Origin of the sequence: Nitrosomonas oligotropha (assembly GCF_009833085.1) — a bacterium.
Classification (GTDB): domain Bacteria; phylum Pseudomonadota; class Gammaproteobacteria; order Burkholderiales; family Nitrosomonadaceae; genus Nitrosomonas; species Nitrosomonas oligotropha.
The window spans coordinates 20739-39314 of the sequence record NZ_QRBZ01000013.1 but is presented as its reverse complement, the minus strand read 5'-3'; the positions used below and the strand labels follow the sequence as shown (position 1 = coordinate 39314).

19 protein-coding genes and 2 tRNA genes are annotated in these 18576 nt (G+C 47.9%); 10 read left to right on the top strand and 11 right to left on the bottom strand.

What is annotated here, in order from left to right; genetic code table 11:
- The 6 genes from ABD07_RS05500 to ftsY form a co-directional block, all read right to left on the bottom strand.
- On the bottom strand, window positions 1–397 hold a 397-nt coding region (locus ABD07_RS05500; RefSeq protein ID WP_160817472.1), incomplete at its 3' end, for an Arm DNA-binding domain-containing protein.
- Window positions 398–532: 135 nt separating this feature from the next.
- Window positions 533–625, bottom strand: a tRNA-Ser gene (locus tag ABD07_RS05495).
- Window positions 626–705: 80 nt separating this feature from the next.
- A complete protein-coding gene (rpoH, locus tag ABD07_RS05490; protein WP_160817471.1) occupies window positions 706–1551 on the bottom strand; it encodes an RNA polymerase sigma factor RpoH in 846 nt (281 codons plus the stop codon).
- 115 nt (window positions 1552–1666) lie between these two features.
- Window positions 1667–2578 carry a permease-like cell division protein FtsX gene (ftsX, locus tag ABD07_RS05485; protein WP_160817470.1) on the bottom strand — a complete coding sequence of 304 codons (912 nt, stop codon included), beginning with the start codon at window positions 2576–2578 and terminating at the stop codon, window positions 1667–1669.
- Window positions 2575–3228 (bottom strand): cell division ATP-binding protein FtsE, encoded by a 654-nt coding sequence (gene ftsE, locus ABD07_RS05480; protein WP_160817469.1) that lies wholly within the window; start codon window positions 3226–3228, stop codon window positions 2575–2577. Before ftsE ends, ftsX begins: the two co-directional genes overlap by 4 nt.
- Before the next feature lie 29 nt (window positions 3229–3257).
- Entirely contained in the window at window positions 3258–4283 is a 1026-nt protein-coding gene (gene ftsY, locus ABD07_RS05475; protein ID WP_160817468.1) for a signal recognition particle-docking protein FtsY, read from the bottom strand.
- A gap of 83 nt (window positions 4284–4366) precedes the next feature.
- Between ftsY and ABD07_RS05470 the strand changes: the two genes are divergently transcribed.
- Window positions 4367–5767 (top strand): M16 family metallopeptidase, encoded by a 1401-nt coding sequence (locus ABD07_RS05470; protein WP_160817467.1) that lies wholly within the window; start codon window positions 4367–4369, stop codon window positions 5765–5767.
- Window positions 5768–5895: 128 nt separating this feature from the next.
- On the opposite strand, the gene ABD07_RS05465 is transcribed toward ABD07_RS05470, so the two are convergent.
- Both ABD07_RS05465 and orn read right to left on the bottom strand, forming a co-directional pair.
- On the bottom strand, window positions 5896–6279 hold the full coding sequence (locus ABD07_RS05465) for an EF-hand domain-containing protein (protein ID WP_160817466.1): 384 nt from the start codon (window positions 6277–6279) through the stop codon (window positions 5896–5898).
- Window positions 6280–6409: 130 nt separating this feature from the next.
- Window positions 6410–6955, bottom strand: coding sequence for an oligoribonuclease (gene orn, locus ABD07_RS05460; RefSeq protein ID WP_108697916.1), 546 nt, complete (start codon window positions 6953–6955; stop codon window positions 6410–6412).
- Between the two features lie 152 nt (window positions 6956–7107).
- Between orn and ABD07_RS05455 the strand changes: the two genes are divergently transcribed.
- The 3 genes from ABD07_RS05455 to rsgA all read left to right on the top strand — a co-directional run bounded on the left by ABD07_RS05455 (window position 7108) and on the right by rsgA (window position 9616).
- Window positions 7108–8364 (top strand): M48 family metallopeptidase, encoded by a 1257-nt coding sequence (locus ABD07_RS05455; protein WP_160817465.1) that lies wholly within the window; start codon window positions 7108–7110, stop codon window positions 8362–8364.
- Entirely contained in the window at window positions 8361–8702 is a 342-nt protein-coding gene (locus tag ABD07_RS05450) for a 4a-hydroxytetrahydrobiopterin dehydratase (RefSeq protein ID WP_160817464.1), read from the top strand. The genes ABD07_RS05455 and ABD07_RS05450 overlap by 4 nt, the downstream gene beginning before the upstream one ends.
- A gap of 116 nt (window positions 8703–8818) precedes the next feature.
- Entirely contained in the window at window positions 8819–9616 is a 798-nt protein-coding gene (rsgA, locus tag ABD07_RS05445) for a ribosome small subunit-dependent GTPase A (RefSeq protein ID WP_240142429.1), read from the top strand.
- A gap of 148 nt (window positions 9617–9764) precedes the next feature.
- Here rsgA and yjgA read toward each other — a convergent pair whose 3' ends face one another.
- Entirely contained in the window at window positions 9765–10313 is a 549-nt protein-coding gene (yjgA, locus tag ABD07_RS05440; RefSeq protein ID WP_164502767.1) for a ribosome biogenesis factor YjgA, read from the bottom strand.
- A 48-nt stretch (window positions 10314–10361) separates the two neighbouring features.
- On the opposite strand from yjgA, the gene pmbA reads away from it, so the two are divergent.
- On the top strand, window positions 10362–11720 hold the full coding sequence (pmbA, locus tag ABD07_RS05435) for a metalloprotease PmbA (protein WP_160817462.1): 1359 nt from the start codon (window positions 10362–10364) through the stop codon (window positions 11718–11720).
- Window positions 11721–11816: 96 nt separating this feature from the next.
- Here the strand turns inward: pmbA and ABD07_RS05430 are convergent, their stop codons facing one another.
- Window positions 11817–12047 carry a sulfurtransferase TusA family protein gene (locus tag ABD07_RS05430; RefSeq protein ID WP_108697850.1) on the bottom strand — a complete coding sequence of 77 codons (231 nt, stop codon included), beginning with the start codon at window positions 12045–12047 and terminating at the stop codon, window positions 11817–11819.
- A gap of 276 nt (window positions 12048–12323) precedes the next feature.
- Between ABD07_RS05430 and rpsU the strand changes: the two genes are divergently transcribed.
- From rpsU to ABD07_RS05405, 5 genes are all read left to right on the top strand, one after another.
- On the top strand, window positions 12324–12536 hold the full coding sequence (gene rpsU / locus ABD07_RS05425; RefSeq protein ID WP_013648785.1) for a 30S ribosomal protein S21: 213 nt from the start codon (window positions 12324–12326) through the stop codon (window positions 12534–12536).
- A gap of 86 nt (window positions 12537–12622) precedes the next feature.
- Window positions 12623–13069, top strand: coding sequence for a GatB/YqeY domain-containing protein (locus tag ABD07_RS05420; protein WP_164502766.1), 447 nt, complete (start codon window positions 12623–12625; stop codon window positions 13067–13069).
- 95 nt (window positions 13070–13164) lie between these two features.
- Window positions 13165–14964, top strand: coding sequence for a DNA primase (gene dnaG / locus ABD07_RS05415; RefSeq protein ID WP_160817461.1), 1800 nt, complete (start codon window positions 13165–13167; stop codon window positions 14962–14964).
- A gap of 88 nt (window positions 14965–15052) precedes the next feature.
- Window positions 15053–17326, top strand: coding sequence for an RNA polymerase sigma factor RpoD (rpoD, locus tag ABD07_RS05410; protein WP_160817460.1), 2274 nt, complete (start codon window positions 15053–15055; stop codon window positions 17324–17326).
- Window positions 17327–17338: 12 nt separating this feature from the next.
- Window positions 17339–17415: transfer RNA gene (locus ABD07_RS05405), tRNA-Ile, on the top strand.
- Between the two features lie 374 nt (window positions 17416–17789).
- Here the strand turns inward: ABD07_RS05405 and zapD are convergent.
- Window positions 17790–18545: a cell division protein ZapD gene (gene zapD / locus ABD07_RS05400; protein WP_090321218.1), complete on the bottom strand. Its 756-nt coding sequence runs from the start codon at window positions 18543–18545 to the stop codon at window positions 17790–17792.
- Window positions 18546–18576 lie beyond the last annotated feature (31 nt).

Genomic DNA, 18576 nt, shown 5'->3' with positions numbered 1-18576 from the left:
CGCCAATGAATGGAAATGCATAATGCATAAGCGTGTTTCTCCATTGGCTCTCGTGTTTGCTGTTCCGCCATCCAGTCTTTTTATGTTCTATGCATTCGAGCGCATAGTCAGCGAAGGTCTTGCTAGGCTTTTCAACGCGTAATACATCTTTGGGGGATTGGCCATTTGCGATTGCACGCCGCATCTTACCGGCGATTTCGCGAGTTTCAGCCAGCGTTCTATCAGTTGTCGAGCCTAATCCAAGCTCGATGGCTCGGCCATTTTGCTTATATCGGAATACCCAACTGCGAGATCCGGATTCTCTTACCCTTAAAAGCAGATTATCGCCGTCCGAGTGTGTGCCGGGTGGGAGTGAATTGATTTGTACTGCTTTTAGTCTTTTAACTTCCTTTGCCATCTCGTCTTGCCATCCGTCTTACCCTGAAAGTTGGATGACATTATATTCCACGAGATTCCTTTGGACAAACCTCAGAGTTATTCTATTGATTTATTAACTTATTTGCATTGATTTGGATTTGTTTGGATGATTGGTTGGCGGAGAGGATGGGATTCGAACCCATGTGCCAAGTTACCTTGACCATCTGATTTCGAGTCAGCGCCGTTATGACCGCTTCGGTACCTCTCCTTGGGGTGGCAATGATACACCGGTTTGAGCTAGTTGAGATCAAACCGGTGTTTGAAATGCGGTAAATTTACATGCTTGCGTTATGCTGTTGTTGCCAACGCGCCACGCATTTTTTGCAGTGCTTTGGCTTCAATTTGACGGACACGTTCTGCGGATACGCCTAATTCCGCAGCGAGATCATGCAGTGTCGCGGTATCTTTTTCCCTTAACCAGCGGGCTTCAATGATATGGCGGCTGCGATCGTCCAGACACGCGAGCGATTGTTGCAGGCCTTTTTCGCGCAAATGCGTGATTTGCTCATTTTCCAGAATCTGTGATGGTTCTTCGCCGTCGGTTAAATAACTGATCGGGCTGAAAGCATCGTCTTCTTCATCCGAAACGGGCTCCAATGAAATATCCGAGCCGTTGAAACGCTTTTCCATTTCCACCACTTCTTCGGATTTAACCCCCAGCTGCGTGGCCATTGCATCCACTTCTTGCGGGTTCATTGTATCCAATCCTTGCTTCATGCTGCGCAAGTTGAAAAACAGTTTACGTTGCTGTTTGGTGGTGGCTATTTTAACCAAGCGCCAGTTGCGCATGATGAATTCGTGAATTTCCGCTTTTATCCAGTGAACGGCAAACGATACCAAACGCACGCCGCGTTCAGGGTCGAAGCGTTTAACCGCTTTCATCAGTCCGATATTACCTTCCTGAATCAAGTCGGCTTGTGGAAGACCATAGCCTTTGTAACCGCGCGCGATGGCGACTACAAAACGCAGGTGCGACAAAATCAGCTGTTGTGCAGCTTCGAGATCACCCTGATTCCACAAGCGCCGGGCCAGACTGGTTTCTTCTTCTTGGGAAAGAATAGGGAAAGAATTAACAGACTGAATATAACTTTCTATACTTCCACCCATTGAGGGCAGTGTTAAAGCATTCGTCATTGTAATAATCTCCTGATGATGGATTGTGCTTACTCTTCAGTTTTAATTGAATACATTCTAGCACTCCCGTAATGAGAGTGCCAAATTTTTGGAAAGTTCGTGCTTTACGCCCGGTTTATTTGGGTTCTATTTGCCAGAGATGGCTTGCAACGGAGATGCGGGCGCCTAACCACCCTAACCAAGCGGAAAACAATAGCAAGCTGATACTATCAGCTGTGGAAAGATGTTGTAGTTGCAAATCAATGCGATAAAGTTGCGCAAGCGTGATGAGCTCTTCATTGAGGGTGCGAATGGCCAGCGCCATGATAAGCCATGCGGTGGCGCCCCCCGCCAACCCTTGAATCGCGCCGAAATAGAGAAAAGGGCGCTGGATGAAACTATCGGTTGCGCCGATGAGTTTGGATATTTCAATTTCATCGCGTTTGGTCAGAATTTGCAGGCGGATAGTGTTGAACATGATTGCGATAATCGCAATGCTCAATAGCGTCGCCAGCATCAGCACGGCGAAACGGGCGAGATCGAGTAGGGCGTTCAGGCGCTCGATCCAAGCGGAATCAAATTGCACATGCTCGATTTCCGGCCAGCTTTGTATGACCGCGCGCAATTGCTCCAAAGCCTCGGTGCTGTTTTCCTGGCTGTGAATAACAAAAGCATCCGGAAGCGGATTGCGCATCAGGCTGGCGGTGATATCCGTGAGTCCGGTACTTTGTTGTAATTGCTGGAGCGCGACGTCTTTCGGAATAAACTGGACGGTCTGGATTTGCGGATTTTCTTCCAGGCGTTGATTCACTTTCTCGATGCTATCCTGTGTCGTATCAAGCTTAAGAAACAAACTCATCTGCGGGAAATCCGCCGTTTGCCCGGAGATAGTCTGCAGGTTTTGCATGAGCACGTAAATGCCGGCCGGCAGGCTGAGGGCAATGCCCATCACAATAATGCTGAGCAAGCTGGTAACCGGTGTTGAAATCAGCCGTTTGAGCGTAAGAAACAATACAAACCCGTGCTGCGTCAGCCATGCGCTTATCATGCCGCCAGTTTCCCTTGTTTGAGTGACAAAATGCGATGTTGCGTATCTTCCAGCAGCGACGCATCGTGCGTTGCAATCAGCACAGTGACGCCTACCTGATTGAATGAGGTGAACATGGTCATGATATCGCGGGCGTATTCAACATCCAGATTGCCAGTAGGTTCATCGGCAATCAGAATGGCCGGACGATGGACTACGGCGCGGGCGATGCATAAGCGCTGTCTTTCCCCGCCGGATAACGCGATCGGCATGGCTTTTTCTTTTTTGAGTAAGCCCACCTTATCCAAAGCGGCGCGAACCCGTGCGGCTACGGTATTGTTATCAAAATTGCTGATTTGCAGCGGCAGCAGGACATTGTCAAAAACGTTGCGGTCAAACAGCAGCTTGTGATCCTGAAAAATGAAACCGATTTTGCGGCGCATATAGGGGATGGCAGCCGGTTTAAGCTGGGCGATATTTTGCCCGCTGATCGTGATGGTGCCGGATGTTGGCCGTTCGATGGCGGCGATGAGTTTTAATAATGTGCTTTTCCCCGCGCCTGAGTGGCCGGTCAGAAATACCATTTCACCGGGTTCAACCGTGAGATCAACGTTATTCAGCGCCACATATCCGTCGGGATAACGTTTCGAGACATTTTTGAAAGTGATCATCGGCCTATGCCTTATGCTATCCGTAGCGTTTAATCAAACAGTGCATCAACAAACTGCCGGGCGTCAAACGGTCTTAAATCGTTTACTCCCTCGCCGACGCCGATAAAGCGCAATGCCGGCGGATTGTCCGGGTATTGTCCGGCAATGGCCGCGACCACGCCGCCTTTGGCGGTGCCGTCCAGCTTGGTCAGGATCAGGCCGGTGACATCCAGCGCTTCGTCAAACGCCTTGACCTGCGTGATGGCATTTTGTCCGGTATTGGCATCGAGCACCAGCAATACTTCGTGCGGCGCATCCGGCATCGCTTTGGCGACGACGCGTTTGACTTTTTTGATCTCCTCCATCAAATGCAGCTGCGTAGTTAACCGTCCGGCGGTATCCGCCAGCACGATATCGATGCCGCGCGCTTTGGCGGAATTGACCGCGTCGAAAATCACCGCCGCCGGGTCGCCTTTTTTATCTGGATCGCTGTCCGGCGCAATTACGGTGACATTGTTCCGTTCCCCCCAAACGATCAATTGCTCACGCGCAGCCGCGCGAAAAGTATCGCCGGCAGCCAGCAATACCGATTTTCCCTGGGTCTGGAAATATTTGGCCAGTTTGCCGATCGAGGTGGTTTTGCCTACGCCGTTGACGCCGGTGATCATGATAACGAAAGGTTTATGTGTGGTAGTATCCAGCGGTTGCGCCAGCGGTTCCAGCATGGCAATAAGCGATTCCTTCAGTGCTTCTTTGAGTTGCGCCGAGTCCGTCAGGGCGTCGCGCTTCACTTGTTTGCGCAGATTTTCCAGTAACTGCTGCGTTGCGCTGACGCCAATGTCGGAGGTTAATAAAATAGTTTCCAATTCCTCGTAAAGCGCCTCATCGATTTTGCCGCCGCCGAATAAGCCCGATAGCTGTTTACCCAAATTTTGCCGGGTGCGCGCCAATCCTTGCTTAAGTTTAGCGGCAAAGCTTATCGATTCCTCCGGCTTGGAGTCGGATTCAACATCGGGAGAAACCGGTGTTTCAGCGGAATCTGCGGGATTTTTTTTGGATTTAAAAAAACTAAACATTCTGGTAGGCTCTTCTACTGATAGACATTGGAAATTCTCAAAGCCTAATTTTATTCTGTTTACTCACATTTTGGTTGGTAAAAATGAAACCTGATTATTGTTTTACTGTACATCGCTTTTTTTCTTTTTCCGGGCTATTGATCGCGATTCTGCTGATTTCATCCGCAGCGGTTGCCAATCCGCATGAATTTTTACTCGATAATGGCCTGAGATTGATTGTTAAACAGGATCATCGCTCACCGGTGGTAGTGACGCAAATCTGGTACAAAGCGGGCAGTATCGACGAAGTAAACGGCGTCACCGGTGTGGCGCATGTGCTGGAACATATGATGTTCAAGGGGACAGAGAAAGTGCCAAATGGCGATTTTTCAAAGAAAATCGCCGCTGCGGGCGGACGGGAGAATGCCTTCACCAGCTACGATTACACCGCTTATTACCAGCAATTGCACAAGAATCACTTACCCATGGCGATGGAGCTGGAAGCGGACCGGATGCGCAATTTGATTCTGACTGAGGAAGAGTTTTCCAAAGAAATCAAAGTGGTGATGGAAGAGCGCCGGTTGCGGACAGACGATCAGGCGCGTTCACTGCTGTATGAAAAAATGATGTCGGTTGCGTATCAAGCGCATCCATACAAAAACCCGATTATCGGCTGGATGAACGATCTGGAGAATATGCGCGTGGAAGATGCACGCGAATGGTATGACCGTTGGTATGCGCCTAATAATGCGATATTGATTGTAGTCGGTGATGTCGATGCCAATGAAGTATTCCGGCTGGCGCAAAAAAACTATGGCACGATTTCTAAGCATCCCTTATTGCCGCTCAATGCCCGCAAACCCCAAACCGAGCCGCCGCAAACAGGCACCAAACGCATCATCGTCAAGGCGCCGGCGGAACTGCCTTATCTGATGATGGGGTATCACGCGCCGACGATTAAAAATGTTATGGAAGACTGGGAGCCGTATGCGCTGGAGATACTGGAAGGCGTGCTGGACGGTCATGCATCGGCCAGGCTGAATAAAAGCCTGGTGCGTGAGAGCCAGATCGCCAATTCGGCCAATGCGGGCTACAGCGCGATGGCGCGCGGCCCAAGCGTTTTCTTTCTGAGCGCGGTGCCGCGCGCCGGTAAAACGGTCGCTGAGCTGGAACAGGCTTTGCGCAAAGAAATCGAGAAAATCACCAAAGATGGTGTCACTGAAGATGAATTGGCGCGCGTAAAGGCGCAAGTTGTCGCCGGGCATGTGTATCAACGCGATTCCATTTTTTCCCAAGCTATGCAACTGGGAAGGCTGGAAAGCACCGGATTGTCTTGCCGCGATATCGATATCATCCTGGAAAAGCTGAAAGCCGTTACTGCTGAGCAAGTGCGCGATGTGGCGAAAAAGTATTTCAATGACGATAGCTTGACCGTGGCGGTGTTGGATCCGCAACCGCTGGAAAGAAGAGCGCCCGCGAAAGTACCCAGCGGTTTAAGGCATTAAGTGAGTTAAATCCACCGAAACACTGACAGTCGCGGTTGAACTGCTGAAAACTGGAGCGGCTGTCAGCGTGAAGCGCTGAGGAATATTGATTAGCTTTTAATAGCTTTAAAGCGTTGTTTGTTTCCGGCTCAATGACTATGAGCGCTGTCTTTGGATTGCTCCGTATTCCCCTGTTTATGCATGTGATCCATCATGCGGTGCATTTCCGATTGATCGATAAAGCCGTCTTTGTTGGCATCTTTTTTGTCAAACATGGCTTCATGGTGTTTCATGAACTCTTCCTTGCTGATTTTACTGTCTTTATTCGTATCCACTGGCCCCATGTGTTCACACTGATGGCCGTGCGCATCACCAGACTTTGCATCGCCATGACTGTGGCCTGCGGCTTGTCCGCTTTGATGCTGGTGGCTACTGCCTTGCGTGGCATCGGCGGCGAATACCGTGGTTGCAGTGCCTGCGAGTAAAAAAACAGTTGCAGCGGCGATAGAAACCAAATTTCTTTTGTGGCGCATCTTGTTTCTCCTAAGTGAAGTAGTCAATGAATGAAAGAGCAAAATTTTCTTTCAGTTTTTAGAAACGGTTCTCCCCGTAAAGTTCGGAAAGCCATTTCAATGGTTCGTAATGCAGCGGGAGTGTGCGGCTTTAGGTAACGATAAAATGCTCGCGGTAATACTTCAATTCGTTGATGGAATCGTAAATGTCGGACAAAGCTTCGTGCTTGCTGTCTTTGGAAAAACCTGACGCAATTTGCGGTTTCCAGCGTTTGGCGAGTTCTTTGAGCGTGCTGACATCCAGATTACGGTAATGAAAGTAGGCTTCGAATTGCGGCATTGAGCGCACCATGAAGCGCCGGTCCTGGCAGATCGAATTGCCGCACATCGGTGATGCGCCGGAAGGTACATGCAGTTTCAGGAATTCGATCAGTTGCGCTTCCACTTCCGCTTCGTTGAGGCGCGATGCTTTCACTTTACCGATCAGGCCGGATTTGGAATGTGTCGATTGATTCCATTTATCCATGCCGTTCAGCACTTCGTCCGGCTGGTGCACGACCAGAACCGGGCCTTCGGCGATAGTGTTAAGTTGTGAATCGGTAATCACCAGAGCGACTTCAATGATACGATCGGTATCCGGATTGAGTCCGGTCATTTCCATATCGACCCAGATGAGGTTATTGTTATCTTGTGCCATAATTGTTTCGATTTTTTTGAATGCAATGCGTTTAATTGTGTCATATCGCCATCAGTCCGTCACTTTTAAACAGATTGGGAATGCCTGGCTTATTTGGCAGTGATCATTGAATATTGAATGAATTCAAACTTTAGCGCTTAAAACAAACCACTATGCAAACATTTACTTTAGTTTTTCTTTTCGCATTATTACTGACAACGCTGACCCAAATCTGGCTGGCAGCAAGACATATCGGTCATGTACGCACGCATAGGGACAAGGTGCCGGAAGAGTTTGCCAGTCAGATCAGTTTAAGCGATCACCAAAAGGCCGCCGATTACACCTGCGCCAAGACGCGCGCGGGTTATCCGGGCATATTGCTGCATGTTGCGCTGCTGCTGGTATTTACCTTGGGCGGCGGTTTGAATGCCTTGAGTGAATTCTGGGCGGGCTGGTTAAGCGATCCCGTGGCGCACGGCATGATATTGATTATCAGCACATTCTTCATCATGAGCGCCGCTGACATTCCGCTGAGTTATTACCGCACTTTTGTGATCGAAGAACAATATGGTTTCAATAAAATGACGCCGGGGATGTTCTTTACCGATCTGATTAAGCAATCCGTATTGGGTTTATTGCTGGGCGCGCCTTTGTTATTTTGCGTGCTGTGGTTGATGGAACAAATGGGCGAAAGCTGGTGGCTGTACGCCTGGTTTGCCTGGATCGCTTTTAATTTGTTCGTGTTGGCGATTTTTCCGACATGGATCGCGCCGCTGTTTAATAAATTTACACCGCTGGAAGATGCCACGCTGAAAACGCGCATCGAGCAATTGATGAGCAAATGTGGTTTCAAAGCCAGCGGCTTGTTCGTCATGGATGGCTCGCGCCGCAGCAATCATGGTAATGCGTATTTCACCGGTTTCGGTAAAACCAAGCGCATCGTCTTTTTCGATACTTTGCTGGCGCGGCTGAATCCAAGCGAGATCGAAGCGGTACTGGCGCATGAATTGGGGCATTTCAAACACCGTCACGTGATCAAACGTATCGTGATCTCATTTGCGATGAGTCTGGCGTTTCTTTGGATACTGGGTTTTCTGATGGGGCAAAGCTGGTTTTATGAAGGTTTGGGCGTGGCAGTTGCGTCCACCCCGTCAACCGCAATGGCACTGCTGCTGTTTTTCCTGGTGATGCCGGTGTTTACTTTTCTATTGCATCCGATCTCCAGCCTTTATTCACGCAAGCATGAGTTTGAAGCGGATGCTTACGCCGCGCAAAATGCTTCGGCGGATGATCTGATTCACGCTTTGGTCAAACTGTATCAGGATAATGCGGCTACGCTGACGCCCGATCCGCTGCATTCCGCATTTTATGATTCACATCCGCCCGCAGCCATTCGCGTGGCGCACTTACAAAGTCAGGGGCAAGCATGAGTAATAGCGTATGTGATTTAACTTCCAAGCAATGTAAGCCGTGCGAAGGCGGTGTGCCGCCACTGTCGGGCACGGAAGTTTCCGCCTTTTTGCAGCAGATTGAAGGATGGCAATTGCAAGACAAGCAGATCAGTAAAACCTACGCATTCAAGAACTACTACCAAACCATGGCGTTTGTGAATGCAGTGGCATGGATTTCGCATCGCGAAGATCATCATCCCGATATGCTGGTGGGCTACAATCAATGCATGGTCACGTATACCACACATGCGATCGGCGGCTTATCCGAGAATGATTTTATCTGTGCGGCGAAAATCGATAAGTTGTTTTCAATTTGAGTGCTCGCTCCGGAAAAAACAAGCCACAAACGAAGTGTTTAACCGGGCAGGTGGTTGCCGCATTCGGCAGACATTTTTCGGTTCAAACGGAGGCAGGCGAGATTATTTCCTGTGTCATGCGCGGCAAAAAAGGTGGGATTGCTTGCGGCGACTGGGTGGAATATCAGCTGACTACCGCTGGTCAAGGCGTCATTGAAACGATAAAGCCGCGCACTTCATTGCTTTACCGTAGTGATGCGTTCAAGGAAAAAATCATCGCCGCCAACGTCACGCAAATCATCATTGTAGTCGCGGCGACCCCCAGTTTCAGCGAAGAGCTGATCAATCGTTGCCTGGTTGCGGCGGAAAGTGAAAATATCGAAGTATTGATCGTACTGAATAAAGCCGATCTGATCGAACCGACCCAAACGGCGATGGAAACGCTCTCGTTGTATCAAGATCTTGGTTACGCCGTATTGCAATTAAGCGCAACCCAGGATATTTCGGCGCTTCGGCCTTATTTGTCAGGCCACCTCAGTGTTTTGGCCGGGCAATCCGGCATGGGCAAATCCACATTGCTCAATGCATTGATACCCGAAGCCAAGCGCGCTACCGCGGAAATCTCATTGGCGCTCGATTCCGGCACCCACACCACCACACATTCGCAGCTTTATCGTCTGGATGATAACAGTGCGATCATCGATTCACCTGGTTTCCAGGAATTCGGTCTGAATCATATCAAAGAAGAAAATCTGGCGTGGGGCTTCATGGAGTTTCATCCGTATATCGGACGATGCAAATTCAATAATTGCCACCATACCCGGGAACCTGGTTGTGCTGTGATGCTGGCAGTACAACAAGGGAAAATTCACCCTAAGCGTTTAGCTTTTTATCAGAAACTATTGCGGCACGATGAGTTTGATGCAAATATTTAACGATGTGAGATAAATCCGGAGCAAAAGCATTCAGATGCAACATCTGTTCAATCCCTTATGATGTCACAGTCCACCAGAGATGAGTCGTTTTGGCGGCAATTCCATATCCGGCAGCGTTGCTTTTTAAAAATGTGGTAATGAAACAGCACTAGTATTCAACAATCCCCTGCAATTCCTGAAACAGCAACCTGAAACTTTTGGGTGGTTTTTCCGCTGCTTTTTCTTTCTGTGTATTGCGGATTAACAGTCTCAGGCGCTGCAAGTCGGCTTGCGGATATTTCTGTGCAAATTCGGTGAGCGCGTTGTCATCGTTCAGTAGCCGTTCGCGCCAGCGTTCAAGCTGGTGCAGGCGGGCGGTTTGATGCACCGATGTTTGGTGCCAGGAGTCGAGCTTTTCCTTGACCGGAAGCGCGTCGATGTCGCGCATCAATCGCCCAATGTATTGCATCTGACGCCGCCGCGCGCCGTGTTTTTGCATGGGCCGGGCCTGGCTGATGGCATCGATCAAAGTTTCCGGCAAATCAAACTCAGTCAGTTTTTTCGGATCCAGTTCCACCAGTTGCTCGCCGATTTCCTGCAAGGCGTGCATGTCTTTTTTGCGCTTCGTTTTACTCGGCGCACTTTCTTCGTTGTCGTCGTATTCCGGTTCTTTTTGCACGGTAACCTGTGTAATGCGGTGTGAATAAGCTGTTATCATATCTTCCTCGTTTGAAATCCGCTTATATTTTCATCTTTATTGCACGACATGAATAATTTACCCGTTTCCGATACCCGATTTTCATACCCCATCAGCACACTGCAACAGATCGCCCGCGATATTTTGCAACATGCGCAAAAAGGCGGCGCCAGCGCTTGCGAAACCAACGTTTCCGACGGTTTCGGCCAAACCGTGACAGTGCGTCAGGATGCCGTGGAAACGATTGAATACAATCGTGACAAAGGCTTGTCCGTGACAGTCTATATCGGGCAAAAACGCGGCCATGCCAGCACCTCGGACTTTTCCCCGCAGGCGATCAGCGATACGGTTGCCGCCGCGTTATCGATTGCCCGCTACACCGCGGACGACGATTGCGCCGGACTGGCGGATGCGGAATTGCTGGCGAAAAACTACCCGGGTTTAAATTTATATTACCCGTGGCAAATCAGCGTCGAAGAAGCCATCGAATTGGCGAGAAGCTGCGAACAAGCTGCATACGCCGCGGACAAGCGCATTACCAATTCCGAAGGCGCGACCATTTCTGTCAGCGAATCGCAATTTATTTATGCCAATAGCCTGGGATTCATGGGTGGTTATCCGCTGTCGCGCCACAGCATCAGTTGCGCCATGATCGCCGAACAGGGTGACAGCAAACAGCGCGACTACTGGTACAGTGTGGCGCGTGACGCCGCCGATCTGGAAACAGTGCAGAGCATCGGACAAAAGGCAGGCAAACGCGGTGCGGCGCGCTTAGGCGCGAGAAAAATCGATACCTGCGAAGTGCCGGTATTGTTTGAAGCGCCGATTGCATCCGGCCTGATCGGGCATTTCGCTTCGGCGGTGAGCGGCAGCAACCTGTACCGCAAATCCTCCTTTTTACTGGACAGTATCGGTCAGCAGGTTTTCGCGCCGGATATCCAGATTCTGGAGCGCCCCCACCTGCACAAAGGGCTGGCGAGTGGTCCATTTGATGACGATGGTGTCGCGACCGTCGATCGTAACATCGTGGAAAACGGCACTGTGCAGGGTTATTTCCTGGGCAGTTATTCCGCGCGCAAACTCGGCATGCGCACCACTGGAAACGCCGGTGGCACGCATAATCTGATCATGCGGAATGCCACCCCATTGTCTTTTGATGCGTTATTGAAAAGAATGGGCACCGGTTTGCTGGTTACGGAATTGCTCGGGCACGGCATCAATGCGGTTACCGGAGACTATTCGCGCGGCGCTTCCGGGTTCTGGGTCGAAAACGGCGCAATCAGCTATCCGGTCGAAGAAATCACTATCGCCGGTAACCTGAAAGATATGTTCCGGAACATCGTGGCCATCGGCAACGATGTCATAGTGCGCGGATCGAAACAGTGTGGCTCGGTATTGATCGATCGCATGACCATTGCCGGAGGCTGAAGGTGCTGCATGAAAGCTATTGCGGCGTATTGAGCAAGCGATTGGTAAATTAGCGGGTGCTGCCGGTTGATAGGAAGCTTAACCGGATTTCGCTACTTATCGCTTTTTCAGCAAAAAAATAAACTCCTTGTCCACTTCAGACAGCGATAACAATTCATTTCCGGTTTGTTCGGCAAAAACCTGGAAATCGATCACGGAGCCCGGATCGGTCGCAACAATTCTCAATATTTGTCCGCTGACCATCCCGGCCAGCGATTGCTTAGTGCGGAGAATGGGCAGCGGGCAATTCAAGCCGCGCGCATCCAACTCTTTATCTACTGTTTGCATTTCTGAGTCATGTTATTTTGGCGCATTACTATACTGCCTGCGTGAGCGAATTCAAAGACCGGAGAAACAAAATTCAGGCAGCTTACCCGGTGTTTTGTCTTGGCACCAGGAGCTGCGATGACGTGTCGTATGGTTGATTCAAGGTCTCCTCGGCTACAGTCATCTAATTTTCACAACTAATTCTTTTAGAATAAATCGCTTGGTGTTATAATCCGGGCCTTTTGTTTTATCTTGTTATTGTTATTCAATCAAAGTTATCGAGGATTTTGCCAATTTATGACGACAATTAAAGTTAAGGAAAACGAACCATTTGAAGTTGCTATGCGCCGTTTTAAGCGTTCAATCGAGAAAACAGGGATACTGACCGAATTGCGCGCTCGCGAATTTTATGAAAAACCGACCGCGGAACGCAAACGCAAGCTAGCAGCAGCTGTGAAACGTAATTACAAGCGCTTGCGCAGCCAGTTGTTACCACCTAAGCTTTATTAAATCGTTATATCTTAATACCGGTTTCTCTTCCGGTAGCGTTTTTTCATAATGATGAGTTGATAATCGATTAATTGCGTCCATTTATCATGAGCTTAAAACAGAAAATCACGGAAGATATGAAAGCAGCGATGCGCACGGGTGACACCAAGCAGCGGGATACGATCCGTTTGCTGCAAGCTGCAATCAAACAACGTGAAGTGGATGAACGCATTGTGCTGGATGATGCGGCTGTTATTGCGGTTATTGAAAAAATGCTCAAGCAGCGCAAGGATTCTATTGCTCAGTATGAAGCCGCGCAGAGATTGGATCTGGCCAATATTGAGAAAGAGGAAGTCGCTATTCTCAGCACCTATATGCCGCAAGCATTAAGCGATTCCGAAATCGATGCGTTGATCACCGGAGCCATTTCGGAAACGAATGCAGCCAGCATGCAGGATATGGGTAAGGTTATGGCCATACTGAAACCGAAACTGGCCGGCCGTGCTGATATGGGCAAAGTATCAGCACTGATTAAAGCCAAGATATCCGCTTGATATTGATCGGCTATTGCGGTTTATTCTTAAAACAAACCACAACGATTGCAATTTATTTATACTTGAAGCTGATTGTTATTGACAGCTCCGGGTAGATGATTCCGCAATCTTTTATACATGATTTACTCAATCGCGTGGATATTGTCGATGCGATTGATCGTCATGTCCCGCTTAAGAAAGCGGGCGCTAATTTTGTTGCCTGTTGTCCGTTCCATAGCGAAAAGACCCCTTCATTCACGGTCAGTCAAACCAAACAGTTTTATCATTGTTTTGGTTGCGGCGCGCATGGCAATGCGATCAGCTTTTTGATTGAATATAGCGGCCTAAGCTTTATCGAAGCAGTACAAGATCTGGCGGCTTATGCCGGCATGCAATTGCCGGAGCAGCAAAGCAGTAATGTGTCTCATCACTCCGCTTCAGACGACTCACAACAGGATTTGGCAAGCGATTACCGTCATAACGACGCTGAAATATCGCCGCAAGACCTGTTAAATGCACTACAAACCGCCACCCGCTATTACCGCGAGCAGCTTAGGGTTTCCGAAAAAGCCATTGCCTATCTCAAAAAGCGCGGCTTATCCGGTAAAACGGCGGCACGGTTTGCCATTGGCTACGCACCTGCGGATTGGCAGAATCTTGCAGCGGTTTTTTCTGATTATAATTCTGATAAAACCCGCAAATTATTGACGCGAGCCGGATTAGTCATTACCAGCGGCGAAACCAAGCAGTATGACCGTTTCAGGGACCGGATCATGTTTCCAATCCTTAATCAGAAAGGACAGATCATTGGCTTTGGCGGCCGTGTGCTTGCAAAAGAAGAGCCTAAGTATCTGAACTCTCCGGAAACGATTTTATTTGAAAAGGGGCGCGAGCTGTATAACCTTTTCTCGGCGCGCCGTGCTATCCGTGAAGCGAATTGCGTCATTGTCGTAGAAGGATATATGGATGTCATCGCCCTTTCGCAGCACGGGATTGATCATGCAGTCGCTGCCTTGGGCACCGCGACTACGAGTTTTCATATACAGAAACTTTTGCGTCAGACAGATAACATTATTTTCTGCTTCGACGGTGACAAAGCAGGTAGAAAAGCAGCCTGGCGCGCACTCGAGAATAGCCTGGCGCTGCTATCTGACGGCAAATATCTGAGTTTTCTTTTTTTGCCCGAGGGAGCAGACCCGGATAGCTATATCAATCAGTTTGGCAAAGAATCTTTTGAACAGCAGCTCAAGCAAACCCTGCCGCTATCGGAATTTTTATTCAAAGAGTTATGCTCGGAAGTCAATCTTCAAACCAGCGAAGGCCGCGCAAAGTTGATCAGCGATGCAAAGCCGCTGCTGCAACAAGTTACGGCACCGGCTCTATCGCTGATACTGATCCGGCGTTTAGCGGAACTCAGCGAGATTGATCAAAGCGAATTGGATGAGTTGCTGCAAATCAAACGTGCAACAGCAGTTTATAAGACAGAAAAGAGAAATACAAAACAGATTGTTACGCTTTACCGCCGATTGATTCGGATCTTGTTATACGACCCGAGCCATATCACTAAACTTGAGCGTGGTTTGCTTGTCGAATGGAGCGAAAAAAATGAAGAAGTCACTGCGCTAAGAATTTTAGTTGATTTTTTCGATACACACCCTTACTTGATTGAAGGTAAATCAACATTCTCAGTAGCGGCGCATTTTCAGGATAAAGCATGCAAAACTCTTTTAGAGAATATTGAAAGTGAAACTTTGGAATGGAGTAATTCAGTAGATTTGGAAATTGAGTTTCTGGATACATTAAAAAAACTGCAACAAATACAGCATAAAAAACGCATGGCTGAATTACATAACAAGCCTTTGAACATGTTAAGCGATGAAGAAAAGAGAGAACTTCAACGACTGGCAGTGCAATGAGATTGGTTATTAGGTGTCAGCAATATCGAATTTTGATATAATCCCGCACTTTCAGCTTTTAATTCATCCAAATTATTGGGAATCCAATATGCCAAAAACAAAAGCGGTCGAATCAAAAGATAAAGATAATAAAATTATTAAGAAATCAACAGCTCAGAAAATAAAAGATACCGGCAGTGAAATGGTGGAAAAAGAAGAGTCTAAGAAATTAACAGCTAAAACTGAAAAAAGTGTTAAGGCGACCGGCAAAAAAACAAATGAAAAAGCAACCGGCCTAGAGGCAACCGATTCAACAGAAATAAAAGAAGCACCGGTTAAATCAACACGCACTGCGGCAGAATTTTCTCAAGCCATGCTTGGTGGCGATGATGTTGAATTCAATTTAGGCAAGAAAGCCAGGGGTAGAACCCCCAAAAAGAATAAAGCGGCTGGAGGACTGGATTCTATCGATGATATAGACTCGGTTTCCGTTATTGAAGGCGGTAATCCGCAACCGCAAGATATCGAAGCGCGGCGCATGCGCTTGAAAATACTGATCGGATTAGGCAAAGAGCGTGGTTATCTGACTTACGCCGAAATCAATGATCATTTGCCCGACGATATGCTGGATGCTGAGCAAATAGAAGGCATCATCAGTATGATCAACGATATGGGCATATCCGTGCATGATGAAGCGCCGGATGCGGAAACATTGCTGATGTCCGATGCCGCAACCACCGTGGCTGATGAAGATGTGGCGGAAGAAGCGGAAGCAGCACTCTCTACGGTAGATTCCGAGTTTGGACGGACAACAGATCCCGTGCGCATGTATATGCGCGAAATGGGTTCGGTGGGTCTGCTGACGCGTGAAAGTGAGATTGAAATCGCAAAACGCATCGAAGGCGGTTTGCGTCATATGATTCAGGCGATTTCCGCTTGTCCTCCGATCATCGCGAAAATTGTCGATCTGGCTTCAGAAGTTGAGAAAGACGTATTACGCATTGATGAAGTGGTTGATGGACTATTGGACGCCAATGCGCAAGAAATCACGAATGAAGAGTTTTCAGAGGAATCTCTGGAGCAGGAGTTAGCTTCCAGCGATCTCGGTGATGACGACGAAGATGAGGATGGCGATGGCGCATCAATTGCCAGCGCGGATTTGTTGAAACTCAAAGCGGATGCGCTGGAGCGTTTCGCGGTAATCCGTGAAATATACAACGAAATGCAGGCTCTGCTAGAGAAAGAAGGCCCTTATCATCAAGGTTATATCGAGTTTCAGGACAAAATTTCATCCGAGCTGATGGGTATCCGTTTCTCGGCGAAAATGGTCGAGAAACTTTGTGATACGCAGCGCGAACTCGTTGGGGACGTACGCAACTATGAGCGCAAGATCATGGATTTATGCGTATCCAAGGCAAAAATGCCCAGGAATCACTTTATCAAGACATTTCCTGGAAATGAAACCAATCTTGATTGGGTAGCACAAGAAATTGCTCTTGGAAAGCCTTATAGCCAAGCGCTTGAACACTATAAACCTGCGATTCTGGAAGAACAGCGGAATTTGCTGGAGCTCAAAAACAAGGTTGGCATTCCGATCAAAGACTTAAAAGAAATTAATCGCAAAATGTCAACGGGCGAGGCCAAAGCACGGCGAGCCAAGCGCGAGATGACTGAAGCCAATTTACGGTTGGTAATTTCTATTGCCAAAAAATACACCAATCGTGGACTGCAATTCCTTGATTTGATTCAAGAAGGCAATATCGGCCTCATGAAAGCGGTCGATAAATTTGAGTACCGCCGCGGTTACAAATTTTCAACATATGCCACATGGTGGATACGTCAGGCAATTACCCGTTCCATTGCGGATCAGGCGAGAACCATCCGGATTCCGGTGCATATGATTGAAACGATTAATAAAATGAATCGTATTTCACGTCAGATTTTACAGGAAACCGGACAAGAGCCAGAACCGGCGGTATTGGCGCAGAAAATGGAGATGCCCGAAGAGAAAATTCGTAAAATTCTTAAGATTTCCAAAGAACCCATCTCCATGGAAACTCCGATTGGTGACGATGAAGATTCGCATTTAGGTGATTTTATCGAAGATGCAGCCACAATGGCGCCTGCAGATGCAGCGGTTTACGCTAGCTTGCGCGGTGTCACCAAGGACATCTTAGATTCTTTAACACCGCGTGAAGCCAAAGTATTGCGTATGCGTTTCGGCATTGAAATGAATACCGACCACACCTTGGAAGAAGTCGGCAAACAATTTGACGTTACCCGTGAACGCATTCGTCAAATCGAAGCCAAGGCACTGCGCAAATTACGCCACCCTGCTCGTTCTGAACGTTTACGCAGCTTCTTGGATACCGGCAACAATTAAAATAAGAAATAAGGGTCTGTAGCTCAGTTGGTTAGAGCAGGGGACTCATAATCCCTTGGTCGTAGGTTCAAGTCCTACCAGACCCACCAATAAAATAAAGCACTTAGGGAGTAAGATCCTAAGTGCTTTTTCTTTGTGAAGAATGCCACCGATATGTTACCGGTAGTTATAACACCACACAAAGGTAACTAAAACATCAATGTAGTGCACCGCATCACATGGCATGTATCATGTAAGTAAGTCAAATAACTGATTACATTGCAGCCATTTAAGATTATCTGTAATCACAATTTATTTTCACTGCCGTGCATAAAAATGGATTTATTCAATCCGATCAATTGCATGATTTCTTGCTATAAAACTTACATTTGATCGCGCAAAAGCTTTAGTTGTAAGAATTTCTAGCGCTAAAGGAAACCACAAGAGATTATGTTGGACATTGACAGAAAATGGCAATTGTCACTTACAGATTGCAGAAGGTGAGCTCAAATTTGACATCACCTTCATAGACTTTGTTTTTTTGGTTCGTGTGCATCGGAATGAAACGGATATTCAGTGCATATTTATTAGCACTGATCTCGGGCACGCAGGGCAATTGATCGCTTAAATTCAGTCTCAGCATGTGTGCGGTATATTCCGATCCCGTTTGCTGGAAAATGCCTTGATTTGCCACCACTTGCAAGGTTCTGCCACTTTTTCTCAATAGGTAAAGCACAATTCCAAATGCGTTGCGAATGGGCTGGAACGGTGTTAGCCATTCGTCGAAGTCTTTGTGACGATGGGCAGGATCCAAATTCAACCAGTAATGATAGGATGGTAGGTCAAATACACAGCAACCGCCGGGTATCCCAATGCGTTGCTTGATCGCCATTAACCATTCATTTTCACGCAGATGCTCACCGACTTTACCGGGGAAATCGAGCATTTCCCGGAAGGTGATTTTTATGTCATTAAGTACATTATCCAATGCGGTTTCTGACACCTCGGGATTTTTCCGCAGCATTTCTAGTATTTGTTTCTGCCGCTCAAGTTCTTGCAATAAATCTGATTTAATATCAGCCCGGCTGGTGATCTCAAGCACTTCAAATAAAGCGATGAGCGACGCATGGTGCTCGGTAGCGGTATCTTTCGTAGAGAAAAAATCAATCTTATTAAATAGATCCTCAAGTCGAAGAAGGGTACGGATGCGCTCATTAAGCGGGTGTTCGTAACAAATCACAATAGTTATACATCCACAAGAGAAATTAGAG

Coding starts and splice junctions, on each gene's coding strand:
- rsgA (WP_240142429.1), top strand. CDS start 8,819: ATGCGCGGCAAAAAAGGTGGGATTGCTTGCGGCGACTGGGTGGAATAT.
- ABD07_RS05450 (WP_160817464.1), top strand. CDS start 8,361: ATGAGTAATAGCGTATGTGATTTAACTTCCAAGCAATGTAAGCCGTGC.
- ABD07_RS05455 (WP_160817465.1), top strand. CDS start 7,108: ATGCAAACATTTACTTTAGTTTTTCTTTTCGCATTATTACTGACAACG.
- ftsY (WP_160817468.1), bottom strand. CDS start 4,283: ATGTTTAGTTTTTTTAAATCCAAAAAAAATCCCGCAGATTCCGCTGAA.
- rpoD (WP_160817460.1), top strand. CDS start 15,053: ATGCCAAAAACAAAAGCGGTCGAATCAAAAGATAAAGATAATAAAATT.
- ABD07_RS05420 (WP_164502766.1), top strand. CDS start 12,623: ATGAGCTTAAAACAGAAAATCACGGAAGATATGAAAGCAGCGATGCGC.
- ABD07_RS05465 (WP_160817466.1), bottom strand. CDS start 6,279: ATGCGCCACAAAAGAAATTTGGTTTCTATCGCCGCTGCAACTGTTTTT.
- ABD07_RS05470 (WP_160817467.1), top strand. CDS start 4,367: ATGAAACCTGATTATTGTTTTACTGTACATCGCTTTTTTTCTTTTTCC.
- ftsX (WP_160817470.1), bottom strand. CDS start 2,578: ATGATAAGCGCATGGCTGACGCAGCACGGGTTTGTATTGTTTCTTACG.
- ftsE (WP_160817469.1), bottom strand. CDS start 3,228: ATGATCACTTTCAAAAATGTCTCGAAACGTTATCCCGACGGATATGTG.
- rpsU (WP_013648785.1), top strand. CDS start 12,324: ATGACGACAATTAAAGTTAAGGAAAACGAACCATTTGAAGTTGCTATG.
- yjgA (WP_164502767.1), bottom strand. CDS start 10,313: ATGATAACAGCTTATTCACACCGCATTACACAGGTTACCGTGCAAAAA.
- rpoH (WP_160817471.1), bottom strand. CDS start 1,551: ATGACGAATGCTTTAACACTGCCCTCAATGGGTGGAAGTATAGAAAGT.
- pmbA (WP_160817462.1), top strand. CDS start 10,362: ATGAATAATTTACCCGTTTCCGATACCCGATTTTCATACCCCATCAGC.
- dnaG (WP_160817461.1), top strand. CDS start 13,165: ATGATTCCGCAATCTTTTATACATGATTTACTCAATCGCGTGGATATT.
- ABD07_RS05430 (WP_108697850.1), bottom strand. CDS start 12,047: ATGCAAACAGTAGATAAAGAGTTGGATGCGCGCGGCTTGAATTGCCCG.
- orn (WP_108697916.1), bottom strand. CDS start 6,955: ATGGCACAAGATAACAATAACCTCATCTGGGTCGATATGGAAATGACC.